Source organism: Levilactobacillus paucivorans (assembly GCF_001437125.1).
GTDB classification, from domain to species: domain Bacteria; phylum Bacillota; class Bacilli; order Lactobacillales; family Lactobacillaceae; genus Levilactobacillus; species Levilactobacillus paucivorans.
Window position 1 is genome coordinate 1 of record NZ_JQCA01000163.1, and the last position, 13,819, is coordinate 13,819.

The window sequence follows — 13,819 nt, forward strand, 5'->3', positions numbered from 1 at the left end:
TTTCTATACAATTCAGAAATCTTTTATGCATTTACACAAGATATTTTACGCTCTCTGATGGCCATCACGACTATCTACAAGATGACGGTGGATGGCGGTGCAACACCAACCAAGAACGCCAGCATGTTAGACCAAATTGTGGCTTTGATTGGTGACCCTGCGATTGCGATGTTAATCTCACTGATCGTGGCAATGTTCACGATGGGCTGGGGTCGGAAGCGTAAGACTGCCGACATCATGGCAACGTTGGAAAATGCCGTTAAGTCAATTGCAATGCTGCTGTTAGTTATCGGTGGTGGTGGGGCCTTCAAACAAGTCCTCATCGACGGTGGTGTTGGTAAAGAAGTTGCCAAGATCTTTATCGATTCCAACATGTCCCCACTGGTCTTAGGTTGGTTGGTCGCCGTGGTTCTGCGTGTCGCTTTAGGATCCGCTACCGTGGCTTCCTTGACTGCCGCCGGAATTGTGGCCCCATTGATGGCCCAAGCCGGTGTTGACCCTGCCCTGATGGTTCTGGCCATCGGTGCCGGTTCCTTAGCCGCATCTCACGTGAACGATGCTGGGTTCTGGATGTTCCGCGAATACTTCGATTTGACTGTTAAGCAAACCTTGAGTATTTGGACCGTCTTGGAAACCGTGATCGCCGTGGTTGGGTTGGTAATTGTTCTTCTCTTGAACATGGCCTTCCACTAAACTGATTTTTAATGAAAACACCGCTGAGAGCGATCTCAGCGGTGTTTTTTTGTAGCGTTTGACACCTCTCTCAGCCATTTTTAACCATCATGAAAAGGTCAACGTGCTATAATGTAAAAATCAGTCAGTCGCGAGTGTAAAGGAGTTTTGATATTGGCAAAGGAGTTACGCCGTGAAATCGGCACGTTTACTGCCCTAGCCACCGTCATGGGAACTGTGATCGGTGGTGGGGTATTCTTCAAGACGGCGAGTGTTGTCGCCGCCAACCATTCCGCAAATATGACCCTGGTCGCCTGGATTCTCGGGGGTCTATTGACCATCTGTGCCGGTCTGACCAGCGCAGAACTAGCTGCCGCCATTCCCCGGACTGGTGGTGCAATGCGCTACCTCGAGTACGCCTATGGCAAACCCGTGGGCTTCCTCATGGGATGGGCCCAGATGCTGGTCTACTACCCCGCGAATATCGCGGCTCTGTCGATTATCTTTGGCGTTCAGTTCGCCGCTCTCTTCCACCTCGATAGCAATTGGAAGCTACCGGTCGCTATCCTATGTGGTCTCAGTATCACCCTACTGAACTTTCTCGGCGCCCGAGTTGGTGGATCCGTCCAATCAATCGCTTTGGTCTTTAAGCTTATCCCCATCGCCGTTATCGTCATCTTCGGTCTGATGGCTCCGGCGCACACAGTCCTGCAATTCTGGCCCATTGCCACCGGAGACCACTTGAACTGGGGGAAGGCCTTTGCATCTAGCCTACTGGCAACGATGTTTGCCTACGATGGCTGGATCAGCATCGGGAATATTGCCGGCGAGATGAAACATCCCGAACGAGACCTGCCTCGGGCGATTGTACTAGGTCTGGCCCTCATTACTATCATCTACACCTTAATTAACTTTGTCTTCCTCAAAACCCTACCCGTCGACCTGATTGCGGGTAACCAAAACGCCGCAGCCGATGCATCTACGCGGTTGTTCGGTGAGTTCGGTGGCAAATTGGTCACCATTGGCATCCTTATCTCGGTTTATGGGGCCATCAACGGCTATACCCTAACTGGGATGCGCGTTCCTTTTGCCATGGCTGAGGAGGACAGTCTGCCCTTCTCAGGGCGTTTCCGTCAGCTCTCACGTACCACCTATGTCCCTTACTTTGCCGGGACTGTGCAGTTCCTGATCGCCCTCCTTATGATGTTCATGGGGAGCTTCGACATTCTGACCGACATGTTGGTCTTCGTCATGTGGGTCTTCAACTGTCTGATTTTCTTGGCCGTTTTCCGATTACGACGGACGGAGCCGGAACTCAACCGACCATATCGGGTCCCTTGGTTCCCGATTATCCCCATCATTGCCTTAATCGGGGGGATCTTCATTCTCGTCACGACCATGGTCACGGAAACTGGCCTAGCCGTCACTGGCCTAGGTCTGACCCTGATTGGTCTACCCGTTTACTTCTGGCATCAAAAGCACCGCAAACAAGTCTAAAAAAGCTCCCAGGATATTATCCTGAGAGCTTTTTTTAGTTATTAGAGACTATTCGAACTTGTCGACGTTCTTCTTAGTAACCAAGTGAATTGGTGAAGGCGTGGCCTTTTGAACCTTTTGGCCCTTAAAGTGCTTGTAAGCAGCCTTAACAGCTAATTCCCCTTCAACCTTTGGTGATTGGGCAATGATACCGGTAATCTTACCAGACTTAACGGCCTTGAGTCCTTGTTCCCCACCATCGATGGAGACCACAACCATATCTGGGTCGTTGATAGCCTTGATAGCACCTAAAGCCATTTCATCGTTTTGAGCGAAGACACCCTTAATCTTAGGGTGAGCTTGTAAGATGTTTTCAGTAGTAGACATCCCTTGCGCACGGTCAAAGTTGGCAGTTTGCTTAGTGACGATGTTTAAAGTACCCTTAACCGTGTTGTTGAAACCTTTCCCACGTTGGATAGCGGCATCGGCACCTGGGGTACCTTCAAGTTCGGCGATTTGGTCGTTCTTGTTTAACTGGCTCATCATAAACTTACCAGCCATCTTCCCGGCCAAAACGTTATCAGAAGCAACAGTCGTTAACAACTTACCACCGTTAGACCCACGGTCACAGGCGATAACTGGAATACCAGCGTTGTTAGCATCCTTAACAGCAGTAGCAATGGCGTCAGAGTCAACAGGGTTGATGATAATAACGTCAACCTTCTTTTGAATTAAATCTTCAACGTCGTTAGATTGCTTGGCACTGTCGTTTTGAGCATCGAAGATTTGAGTTGAGCTCCCGTTTTCCTTAGCAACCTTCGTAATCCCGTCACGGACGGAAACGAAGAATGGGTTACTCAAGGTTGACAGTGAAACCCCAATCTTTAAGTCTTTTTGACTCTTCTTGGCAGTTTTAGTTGTTCCGAAGGATGGTGGCGTCAAGGAGACGGCTTTACATCCGGCAAGGAACATTGAGAAGCCAGCAAATACGGTCAGTAGTACGACTAAATATTTTTTCCCTTTCATAAGGAACCTTCCCCCTAAGCTTTAGCTTGTTTTCTATCGAGTAAGACGGCAACTAAGATCACGATACCTTTTACGATTTGTTGGTAGAAACTGGAGATACCCAGTAAGTTCATCCCATTGTTCAGGACACCAATAATCAAAGCACCAATTAAGGTCCCAAACATACGACCTTTCCCACCGGCAAGACTAGTCCCACCTAAAACAACGGCGGCGATGGCATCCATTTCGTAGGCATTCCCGGCATCAGGTTGTGCGGAAGCTAAACGTGAAGTCAAGATAGCACCGGCAACGGCTGATAAGAAACCAGCAATCGTGTAGATTAAGATAATCATCTTGTTGTTCTTAACACCAGCAACGAAGGCAGCCTTAGGGTTACCACCTAAAGCATAAGTCTTACGACCGAACGTGGTCCGGTGTAACAGAATGTAAGCACAGATGTAGAAGATAGCCATAATGTAAACTGGAAATGGAATTCCGAATAAGTAACCTTGGCCAAAGAATTGGAAGCCGAAGTTGTTACTCATCTTAGTCCCAGTGATTGGGTTACCTTTGGTGAAGACGTAAGTAGCACCCCGCAAAATGGTTTGCGTTGCCAAAGTGGCGATGAATGGTGCAGCTTTCCCATAGGCGATGATAACACCGTTGATGGCACCGAAGATGGCACCGGTTAACATCCCGATTAAGAGAGATAAGAGCGTTGGCACACCGGCTAATACCAGTTGAGCAGTGAAGGCACCACTCAAGGCAACGATGGCCCCAACGGATAAATCAATCCCACCGGTTAAGATAACAAATTCCATCCCGAAGGCGATTAAAGCGTTAACTGAAACTTGACGTAATAAGTTCAGTAAGTTTAACGGATCCAAGAACGAGAAGTTAAGTACTGAAACTAAAACAATCAATACGATTAAGGCGACCATTGGTCCTAGTTTCTTGTAGAAGTCGCCAAAACTAAATTTTTTCTTTGCCTCTGCTTCTGTTTGATTACTCATTCGTTTTTCCCTCCTGTTGCTAACGTCATAATACTTTCTTGCGTAGCATCCTTAGTATCGACGACATCCATCAGGTGACCTTCGTAGACCACCGCGATCTTGTCAGAGAAACCAAGCACTTCATCCAAATCACTCGAAACCATAATAATAGCTGTTCCACGATCGGTTAATTCGTTCATGAGGTCATAGATTTCACGCTTGGCACCAACGTCGACACCACGAGTTGGTTCATCCAAAATCAGAACTTGCGAACCAGATCCAACCCACTTAGCCAAGACAACCTTTTGTTGGTTACCACCAGAGAGGCTACCTGCTTCATCATCACGACCGTTAGCCTTAACGTTCAGGCGTTTCAGTAACATGTCAACGAAGTCTTTGTCGGCCTTTTCGTCGATTAAACCGTGCTTGGAGAACCCGTCGATACTTGGTAAGTCAATGTTATCAGCTAACGTTGCATCGAGGATTAAACCTTCCGTTTTCCGGTCTTCAGTTAAGAATCCAACGTTATGACTGATAGCGTCGTTAGGATTCTTGATGACCAGTTCCTTACCGTCAACCTTGATGGTCCCGGCATCCAACTTATCAATTCCGAAGATCGCCCGCATAATTTCAGTACGACCGGCACCCATCAAACCTGAGAAGGCGAGGACTTCACCGGAACGAACTGAGAAGCTGACATCCTTGAACTTGTCATTCGTCAAACCAGAAACTTCCAACATGGTCTTGCCGTACTTAGGATGACGTTCTGGATAGAAGTCCCCCATGTCCCGACCAACCATGTCGTGGACGATTTGCTTAACGTTCGTATCAGCCGTGTTGTACGTATTAATGGTTAAACCATCACGCATTACAGTAACGCGGTCGGCGATTTCAAACAATTCTTCCATACGGTGAGAGATGTAAATCAACCCAACACCTTGGTCACGAAGCTTGCGGATAACGACGAATAACTTTTGAATTTCATCTTGAGTTAAAGCCGCCGTTGGTTCGTCCATGATGATGATTTTGGCATCGGTCATCAGTGACTTGGCAATTTCAATCATTTGTTGTTGTCCAACCGATAATTCACCAATTGGTTGAGAGAAGTCAACCTTCATGTCCAGTTGATCCAAGGCTTTTTGTGCAATCGTTTTCATTTTTGCATTGTCAATCAGGCCGAAACCCTTCTTGATTTCCTTGTTCAAGAACATGTTATCCAGAACCGGCATCTCACCGAAGTTGTTCATTTCTTGGTGAATGAATGCGATCCCGTGTTGTTCGGCTTCCAACGCGTTGTCAAAGTGGGTTTCTTTACCGTCAACCAAGATAGTCCCGCTATTTGGTTCCAGCAACCCGGTAAGAATGTTCATCATCGTCGACTTACCAGCACCGTTTTCGCCCATGAGCGCGTGAACCTCGCCGCCCTTCACGGAGAAATTGACATCTTTTAAAACTTCGTTAGAACCGAATGATTTTGAGATATGCTGCATATCAATTTGCATTTACGCCAAACCTCCTTTTGCAAGTCGCAGCTTAAAACGTTACGCCGCTTTCCAATATAATGTTTGAGAACGGTGTCATTTCGCCTGTACGGACGAATGCGTGACACTTACTCAAGTCTTGCTTCATTTGATCATGTGGGATGAACTTAACATCGACATCCGGTAATAATTGCTGAACCGCTGATAATTGGTCCGGATTTTCGGTCTTCATCTCTTCTGCCAAATAAATGCGTTGTACCTGTAACTCAGCTAAAACATTCTTTAGCACGTCTAAGAAACTTGGAAGTTGCTTAGTCACTGCTAAATCAATCTTTTCGGTTCCCTTAGGAACTGGCATTCCGGCATCACCGATAGCCAACGTGTCGAAGTGTCCCATTTGGGAGATGACCCGTGACAAATCAGAATTAATCACTGTTGTCTTTTTCATTCCTGCCTTATCCACCTTTCAGAACACTTGCAGATTCTTCATAAGGTAAATGGTTTTACCTACGCCACTAGAACACGCAGCTTGAACCGAGACACCATTCGTAAAACCGTTTACATTATTTCTACAAGACCTAAGATACAACAAAAGAAAAGCGCTTTCAATAAAAATTCATAAGTTTTTCAAAAAAAACGCGCATCACTTGGATGCGCGTTCTCATCATTCTAATACTATTCTAATAGTGTAAAGGCTCCGGTAACGCCGGTAGATCAGGGAACAGGCGCCGTAGCTTGTCCTCTGGATGAGTATCCTGAGTGTCGCGCTCCTGAAGAACCTGGGTGACGCCATTAAATGTAAACATCAGCAAATCTTCACCTTCCTCGTCGCGAACCTGAAAGAATTTCACGCCAAGTTGCAAGGCAGTCATGACAAAACGTTGCGTCTGATCACTAACCTGCTTCAGGCGAGGCAACAATGTCTTCGCCTCGACCCGTTGACGATACCAGTCGGCCGCAATCTCCTGACCATACGCCATGAGGCTCCCATCCTGCAAGTGACCTACCATCTTGGCAGATGGCGTTAACTCGGGGTGGGTCAGCACTTCTTCGAGATCGTCAATAACAGAGGTTTGCTCCGCATGAATCTGGAGCTGATCGGTCATCTCTCGTAATTCTCGGAAGACCCGTTCGCCATCGGCCTGATATTGCGTCGGTGCCAAAGGATTCTCCAAAGCCACCCGCTGATTTCGGGCCTGCGCCTCGGCGAGCTGTTGTTCCAGATCTTTAGCCGGCAAAGCCTGTGTTAAGAGATAAATCATGAAGACCTTTAAAAAGTACAGTGCGTGCCGACTGACCCCATTCGGTGTGAACGGCGTGTTATCGAAATCTCGTAATTCCAGATAGCGAATACCACCGGCAAGGTAGTCCCGCTGATTAGCCTGCCCTCTGAGCCGTACAGGCCCGTAGAACTCGTGGGCGGAGAAATAGGTGCCATTGTCTATCAAACGCTGGAGCTGGTTTAGATGCGCTTCTAGGGACGTGTACGTCACCTGCTCATCTGGCCGATTCACAAATCCGAAACGACTGTTGCGAATACTCCGCACTGGTTGGGTCAGTTCCGATGGCATCGGGTCAAAGAACCCCTCTTCAGCGACAGGACTAGCCCCAAAGAGATACGTCAGTAGCCATTGGTAGCGCACAAAGTTCTGGGCCAAACGGAAGTACAGGGCATTCTTGAAGGCCACAATGGACGTGAACTCCTGCGTATAGTGGCTGAATAGCCGATGTAAGACTGGATCCGGCAGACTGTAATTCACATGGACGCCGGTCAGACTACCATGCTGTAACCCATACTTCTTGACCAGATAAGACCGGTAAGGCCGAATGGCTGGTCGATCGAAGTGATCGGCTAAGAACTGCCAGTCGGTGTCATCCATCTTGGGTGGCGTACTAAACGGCCAGATACGGTCATCCCCTTCTAAGGAACGGTAAGCCACCGTTTGCAGGGTATCCAATTGGTCTAACGTTCCCCCAATGTTGGGATTGGGGTCCGTAATAATTTCCAGTTGGCTTTCAGTAAAGTCCGTTTGAAAGTACGGGTGGAAGGTCCGGGAACCTAAGGTACTGGGATGGGGACGACGACTCAGCCGACCATGCGGATCGATTCGTTGTTCTTCAACTTCCACACCAATTAAACTGTGATACAACTGTTCTGCTAAATTTTCTTCACGAATAACCGCTAATAGATTTTCTAACATGGCGGTAACATCCCCTGACCTTAGACTTGGTTTACTAAAGTGTAAACAAAAATTGCGACGCTGTCACTGATATTGTTCCTTTTTGCGAAATAAATTTTTGTGAACTTCCCTAACCCATGGTCAAGGATAAAAAAGGTGCCCGGACTCACGTCCAGACACCCTATAACAACTTAATCAATTACTTCTTAACTAAAACGGTGACACTTTCCACATGTGGCGTTTGTGGGAATTGGTCGACCGGCTGGATAGCCCCGTCGATGTCGTAGCCGAGTTCTTGGAAGCGAACCACGTCACGAACCAACGTTGCTGGGTTACAGCTGACGTAGACGACCTTCTTAGGCCCCATCTTGGCAGTGGAATCGATCAGGCTTTCGGCCAGACCCTTACGTGGCGGATCAACTACCACGACGTCGGGCTTGATGCCGTCTTCTTGCCACTTAGCCATTTGTGATTCAGCCTTAGCCACTTCAAAAGTGACATTGCTCAAGTGGTTCTTCTGCGCGTTAACCTTGGCGTCTTCGATGGCTTCAGGAACCACATCGACCCCGTAAACCTGCTTAGCGTGCTTAGCCAAAGCCAGTGAAATCGTCCCGATCCCACAGTAGGCATCGATCACGGTTTCTTCACCGGTTAAGCCAGCCTTGTCGATGGCCATTTGGTAAAGCTTTTCGGTCTGTTGGGGGTTCACTTGGTAGAATGACCGGGCCGAAATGGCGAAGGTCAAGCCTAACAGGCTATCCTCGATGGTTGGCTTGCCGTACAGCGTCCGCGTCACGTTACCCATGATGACATTCGTCTTCTTGGCGTTAACGTTTAGCACGATGCTGGTAACTTCTGGCAAGGCCTTGTGAATCTGATCGACCAGTTGAGCCTGACTAGGAATCTTTTGCGTCCGGCTAACCAGGACAATCATCATTTCATGACTGTAGTAACCCCGACGAACCATGATGGTCCGCAAGACACCCTTGTCACTAATTTCATCGTAGGCGGGAATCTCAAACTGGCGGAGCAAATCGCGAACCTTGACGATGGCCGCATCGATGGCTGGGTCCTGAATGTAGAAATCCGTCAATGGAATGAGGTCATGGCTGTGTTGCCGGTAGAAACCGGTCTCCAACTGTCCCTTAACCTTACGAACGGGCACTTGGGCCTTGTTCCGGTACTGGGTTGGGTTAGCCATCCCTAGCGTTGGGGCAACGTCAACATCGACGTGGGCCTTACTGAAGAGTTCCGCAATCTGGTGTTGCTTAAAAGTCAGTTGGGCTGGGTAAGCCAAGTGTTGCAGGGGCGCAATCCCAGTCTGACGGTATGTCTTGTCGACATCCTTAACCCGGTCAGGCGATTCCGTCTTCCAAGTCACGGCACGAGCAAAACCATAGTGGCTCTGCACCTTCGTCACTTGAATCGTGAGTTCTTCACCTGGTAAGGCATTTTCGATAAACAGAGGGAAATCATCAACCTTAGCGACACCCATTCCCTGATAAGTTAAATCGGCAATGGTGACGTCGAGGCGTTCGTTCTTTGTTACGGGTGCTTTAGTTTTCATTCGTTCTCCTTAATGAGAAAGGGATCTTGCCCTGAAAATGCCGTGCAAAATCCCTTCAGTATCTTAATCTTCCGTTGATGTCGTTGATCCGTCGGGTAAGCTTTCCACTTGCTTGACGAATTTTTCTTCGGCCTCAAGGATCTCCGGTGATTCATTGGTAACCGCCGCATCTGGAATGTCGTCGAGATTGGCGTACATTTCAATGTGTTGGGCCAAATTGGTGAATTTCATTGGCGCATCGCCACCATATTCACCGTCCAGGTTAATCATCATGCGGTCTTCAACCGGCCGTGCAATGACCTTACTGGTCTTCTTGTAAATAATGTGGGGATCGTTGATGTGCTTTCCGCCGTTTAAGACGAGACCCATCAACCGCAGGATTTCCGGCATGCTGGCGGTCTTCACGATAATCATCGTAAATTTACCATCGTCCAAGGCAGCGTCAGGCACAATCTGTTCAAAGCCCCCGATGGAGTTGGTCAGCGCCAAGAGAAACATCGACGCCTTCCCCCGGAAATGGCCGTCATCATAGGTCAAGTCCATATCAATCGGCTTAATCCGTGGCAACAACTCGGCCCCCTTCAGCAGGTAGGCCAAGTAGCCAAAGATCGACTTTAAGTTGGATGGCACATCGTAGGTTAACTCGGTCAGTAAGCCCCCACCGGCAATGTTAATAAAGTAGGTTTCGCCCGCCTGACCGATGTCCATCTTGATGGTTTGATTCTTCAGGACCACCTTGGCTGCCGCTAACGGATCCTCACGTGGAATGTGTAAGGCCCGCGCATAGTCATTGGTCGTTCCGGCCGGAATGATCGCCATCTTCGGACGATGGGGTAATCCCGCAATCCCGTTCACAACCTGGTTGATGGTCCCATCCCCACCGGCAGCCACAATGAGTTCAAACCCGGCCTTAGCGGCGCGCGTTGCCTCATTCTGTGCCGAATCCGGGGCAGCAGTTGTTGCATATGCACTGGTTTCATAACCGGCCTGTTCAAACACTGCCAGAATATCAATCAGATCTTTTTTTAATGCCTCACGCCCTGAGGTTGGATTGTAGATCACCCTTGCCCGTTTACGCATGTTGTGCCTCCATTGTTCTTATTGCTTTAAGGCTGTCATCAGTAACTGATTGACAACCTGCGGGTTAGCTTGTCCGTGGGTTTGCTTCATGATTTGACCAACCAGGTAACCAACGGCACGTTTCTTCCCGTTGTTAAAGTCTTCAATCGATTGTGGATTAGCGTCTAAGACGTCATCGATAATCGGTTGGAGCTTAGCTGGATCGGACAATTGAACCAGGCCATGTGCTTCGACGAAGGCCTTAGGTTCTTCACCGTTGGTAATGGCCTTGAAGACCTTCTTGGCCATCTTGCTAGAAATGGTCCCGTCGGAAATCAAGTTGATCATGCCGGCCAAGTTAGCTGGCGTCAGCTTCGTGGCTTGTAAATCGACATGGTTGTCATTCAGGAAGGCGTTAACGTCCCCTTGTAGGTAGTTAGCGGCCATCTTAGGGTCAGCCTTCAAGGCAACCGTTGCATCGAAGAAGTCTGACATTTCCTTGGTTTGGGTGATAACCATGGCGTCATAATCTGTCAAACCAAGCTCGTTAACGTAACGTTCCCGCCGCTTAGTTGGCATTTCTGGCATGGCATCCCCGAGTTCCTTGATCCACTCATCACTGATGTTCAGTGCTGGCAGATCGGGTTCTGGGAAGTACCGGTAGTCATCGGCACCGGCCTTGACCCGCATCAGGATCGTTTCGCCGGTCTTTTCGTCGAACCGCCGCGTTTCTTGTTGAACCGCGCCGCCAGACATTAAGACCTGCTGTTGCCGCTTTTCTTCGTACTCGAGCCCCCGTTGCACGTAGTTAAAGGAGTTCAAGTTCTTCAATTCGGTCTTAGTCCCAAACTTTTCTTGACCCACCGGACGGACAGAAATGTTAACGTCGACCCGCATGGATCCTTCTTCCATCTTCACATCGGAGATCCCAGTAAATTGGATCCGTTGACGTAAGGCTTCCAGGTAGGCATAGGCTTCAGCTGGTGAAGCGATGTCTGGCTTAGAAACGATTTCAATCAATGGCGTCCCTTGCCGATTTAAATCGACGTAAGAATAGTCGCGTTCGTGGGTGTTCTTCCCGGCATCTTCTTCGATATGCATCTCGGAGATCCCGATTTTCTTCTTCACACCATCCACGTCAACTTCAACCCAGCCATCGTGACCGATAGGCTTGTCGGATTGCGTGATTTGGTAGGCCTTCGGGTTATCCGGATAGAAGTAGTTCTTCCGGTCAAAGTGGGTGTGTTGTTCTACGGTCGCATGCAGTGCTAAAGCTGCGATGATTCCGTCGGCGACAACCCCCTTGTTGGTCGTTGGCAATACCCCAGGGTATCCCCAATCGATCACGTTGGTGTTGGCGTTCGTTTCGGCCCCATAGGCCACGGGTGATGGGCTAAAGATCTTTGAATGGGTCTTTAACTCGATGTGGACTTCAAGTCCAATAGTTGTTTCAAAGTTCATTAGTTTTGACCTCCTAACGTTGGCAGTTGGGTATGGAAGTCTGTGCTCTGTTCGAACGCGTACCCGGCCCGGTAAAGCGTGCTTTCGTCAAATGGACGGCCGATCAGTTGCATCCCAACCGGTAAGCCATTACTGAAGCCAGCTGGCAGGGAAAGACCTGGCAATCCAGCTAAGTTAACAGGGATCGTCAAAACGTCATTCATGTACATCGTGATTGGATCCTTGATTTCGTCACCCAAACCAAAGGCTGGTGTTGGGGCAACGGGACCCATGATGAAGTCATGATCCTTCAAGATTGCCTTGAAGTCATTCATGATCACCGTCCGGACTTTGGCAGCCTTCAAGAAGTAGGCGTCATAGAACCCAGCGGACAGTGAGAACGTCCCCAACATGATCCGGCGCTTAACTTCATCGCCAAAACCTTCGGAACGCGACTTCACGTAAACGTCTTCCAAGTTCTGAACATCCTTGGCCCGGTAACCATAACGAATACCATCGAAACGTTGCAGGTTAGAGGAAGCTTCGGAGGACGCAATGATGTAGTAGGCAGCAACGCCATACTTGTTGTGTGGTAACGAAACTTCGTCAACCGTGGCCCCTAACTTACGGTAGGTGTCGGCAGCGGCCAGAATTGCGGCCTTGACGTCATCGCTGACCCCGTCCGCCAGGTATTCCTTAGGCAAACCAATCCGCAAGCCCTTAACGCTCGTGGCATCGTTTAAGTCGGCGGCAAAGTCAGGAACGGCTTGCGTCGAACTGGTTAAATCGTGGTCGTCATGGCCGGCAATGGCACTCAAGACCGTGGCATTATCCTTAACACCATGAGTCAAAGGCCCGATTTGGTCCAAACTTGACCCGAAGGCAATCAGCCCCCAGCGAGACACCCGACCATACGTTGGCTTGATGCCGACGATCCCGTTAAAGGAAGCGGGTTGCCGAATCGAACCACCGGTATCTGAACCCAGGGCAACTGGCACTTGACCAGAAGCTACTGCGGCCGCAGAACCACCAGAAGACCCACCGGGAACCTTGGTTTGGTCCCAGGCATTCTTCGTTGGCTTGAAGGCTGAGTTTTCAGTTGAACCACCCATGGCAAATTCATCCAGGTTGGTCTTTCCGACTGTGATCATTTGTGCAGCGGCCAACTTTTCAGTAACCGTGGCATCATAGACCGGCTTGAAGTCCGCTAACATCTTAGAAGCAGCGGTTGTCGTCAGACCCTTGGTCACAATATTATCTTTTAAAGCCACAGGAATCCCGGCCAATGGCTGGTCATCACTGATACCGGCCTCATCAATCTTAGCGGCCTGAGCCAAGGCGGCGTCTTCATTGAGGTTTAAGAAGGCGTCAATCTTGGTATCCGTGTCCTTGATGTTGTCGAGTGTCGCTTGGGTTAATTCCTTGGCACTGACCTTTTTGGCAACCAGGTCGGCGTGGAGGCTAGCGAGATCTTGGTTAAAGTAGTTCATCTATTCATTATCCTCGCTTTCATCGATGATGGCTGGTACCTTGATGAAGCCGCGGGCAGCGTCCGGCGCGTTCTTTAACAACGCCTCACTTTGTCCCCAGTTATCGGCGACATCTTCACGCATCACATTTAATTGGTCAGAAACACTACTGGTTGCTTCGACACCGGTCGTATCGACTTCACTCAGTGTCTCAAACAGGCCAATAATGTCGTCAAGTTGGGGCGTAAACGCGTCCAACTGGGCATCCGTAAATTCAAGCTTTGCCAATCCGGCAACGTGTTGAACTTGTTCTCGAGTAATTCGATTAGCCATCAATTATCCCTCTTTCTAATTTATCCGCATTCACCATTTACCTTCTAAAATCCAAAGATAAACATACATTGCCATTTTACCATATATCCACGTCAGACAAAGGATAATGACAAAAAATCGGCAACCGTTCAACTGACGGCCACCG

Annotated in this window: 12 protein-coding genes; 2 read left to right on the top strand and 10 right to left on the bottom strand. The window is 49.0% G+C overall.

Going from position 1 to position 13,819, the window contains the following annotated elements; genetic code table 11:
* Nucleotides 1-693 (top strand): GntT/GntP/DsdX family permease (locus IV54_RS10095; protein WP_272947296.1); only part of this gene is annotated, 693 nt, incomplete at its 5' end.
* 150 nt (nucleotides 694-843) lie between these two features.
* Nucleotides 844-2,169: an APC family permease gene (locus IV54_RS10100; RefSeq protein WP_164479008.1), complete on the top strand. Its 1,326-nt coding sequence runs from the start codon at nucleotides 844-846 to the stop codon at nucleotides 2,167-2,169.
* A gap of 48 nt (nucleotides 2,170-2,217) precedes the next feature.
* Here the strand turns inward: IV54_RS10100 and IV54_RS10105 are convergent, their stop codons facing one another.
* The 10 genes from IV54_RS10105 to gatC form a co-directional block, all read right to left on the bottom strand.
* Entirely contained in the window at nucleotides 2,218-3,174 is a 957-nt protein-coding gene (locus tag IV54_RS10105) for a substrate-binding domain-containing protein (RefSeq protein ID WP_057879207.1), read from the bottom strand.
* Between the two features lie 14 nt (nucleotides 3,175-3,188).
* Nucleotides 3,189-4,166: an ABC transporter permease subunit gene (locus IV54_RS10110; protein WP_057879208.1), complete on the bottom strand. Its 978-nt coding sequence runs from the start codon at nucleotides 4,164-4,166 to the stop codon at nucleotides 3,189-3,191.
* Nucleotides 4,163-5,647, bottom strand: coding sequence for a sugar ABC transporter ATP-binding protein (locus tag IV54_RS10115; RefSeq protein ID WP_057879209.1), 1,485 nt, complete (start codon nucleotides 5,645-5,647; stop codon nucleotides 4,163-4,165). Before IV54_RS10115 ends, IV54_RS10110 begins: the two co-directional genes overlap by 4 nt.
* Before the next feature lie 31 nt (nucleotides 5,648-5,678).
* Nucleotides 5,679-6,074: a D-ribose pyranase gene (gene rbsD, locus IV54_RS10120; RefSeq protein WP_057879210.1), complete on the bottom strand. Its 396-nt coding sequence runs from the start codon at nucleotides 6,072-6,074 to the stop codon at nucleotides 5,679-5,681.
* Nucleotides 6,075-6,306: 232 nt separating this feature from the next.
* Nucleotides 6,307-7,827 (bottom strand): gamma-glutamylcysteine synthetase, encoded by a 1,521-nt coding sequence (locus tag IV54_RS10125; protein ID WP_057879211.1) that lies wholly within the window; start codon nucleotides 7,825-7,827, stop codon nucleotides 6,307-6,309.
* 178 nt (nucleotides 7,828-8,005) lie between these two features.
* Nucleotides 8,006-9,373, bottom strand: a complete 1,368-nt coding sequence (rlmD, locus tag IV54_RS10130) for a 23S rRNA (uracil(1939)-C(5))-methyltransferase RlmD (RefSeq protein WP_057879212.1) — start codon at nucleotides 9,371-9,373, stop codon at nucleotides 8,006-8,008.
* A gap of 63 nt (nucleotides 9,374-9,436) precedes the next feature.
* A complete protein-coding gene (locus IV54_RS10135; RefSeq protein ID WP_057879213.1) occupies nucleotides 9,437-10,453 on the bottom strand; it encodes a diacylglycerol kinase in 1,017 nt (338 codons plus the stop codon).
* 18 nt (nucleotides 10,454-10,471) lie between these two features.
* Entirely contained in the window at nucleotides 10,472-11,893 is a 1,422-nt protein-coding gene (gene gatB / locus IV54_RS10140) for an Asp-tRNA(Asn)/Glu-tRNA(Gln) amidotransferase subunit GatB (protein ID WP_057879214.1), read from the bottom strand.
* Entirely contained in the window at nucleotides 11,893-13,362 is a 1,470-nt protein-coding gene (gene gatA / locus IV54_RS10145) for an Asp-tRNA(Asn)/Glu-tRNA(Gln) amidotransferase subunit GatA (RefSeq protein WP_057879215.1), read from the bottom strand. Before gatA ends, gatB begins: the two co-directional genes overlap by 1 nt.
* The gene (gene gatC / locus IV54_RS10150; protein ID WP_057879216.1) at nucleotides 13,363-13,674 is read right to left on the bottom strand and encodes an Asp-tRNA(Asn)/Glu-tRNA(Gln) amidotransferase subunit GatC; all 312 of its coding nucleotides are present in this window, start codon (nucleotides 13,672-13,674) and stop codon (nucleotides 13,363-13,365) included.
* Nucleotides 13,675-13,819 lie beyond the last annotated feature (145 nt).

Coding starts and splice junctions, on each gene's coding strand:
- rlmD (WP_057879212.1), bottom strand. CDS start 9,373: ATGAAAACTAAAGCACCCGTAACAAAGAACGAACGCCTCGACGTCACC.
- IV54_RS10125 (WP_057879211.1), bottom strand. CDS start 7,827: ATGTTAGAAAATCTATTAGCGGTTATTCGTGAAGAAAATTTAGCAGAA.
- rbsD (WP_057879210.1), bottom strand. CDS start 6,074: ATGAAAAAGACAACAGTGATTAATTCTGATTTGTCACGGGTCATCTCC.
- IV54_RS10105 (WP_057879207.1), bottom strand. CDS start 3,174: ATGAAAGGGAAAAAATATTTAGTCGTACTACTGACCGTATTTGCTGGC.
- IV54_RS10135 (WP_057879213.1), bottom strand. CDS start 10,453: ATGCGTAAACGGGCAAGGGTGATCTACAATCCAACCTCAGGGCGTGAG.
- gatA (WP_057879215.1), bottom strand. CDS start 13,362: ATGAACTACTTTAACCAAGATCTCGCTAGCCTCCACGCCGACCTGGTT.
- IV54_RS10115 (WP_057879209.1), bottom strand. CDS start 5,647: ATGCAAATTGATATGCAGCATATCTCAAAATCATTCGGTTCTAACGAA.
- gatB (WP_057879214.1), bottom strand. CDS start 11,893: ATGAACTTTGAAACAACTATTGGACTTGAAGTCCACATCGAGTTAAAG.
- gatC (WP_057879216.1), bottom strand. CDS start 13,674: ATGGCTAATCGAATTACTCGAGAACAAGTTCAACACGTTGCCGGATTG.
- IV54_RS10110 (WP_057879208.1), bottom strand. CDS start 4,166: ATGAGTAATCAAACAGAAGCAGAGGCAAAGAAAAAATTTAGTTTTGGC.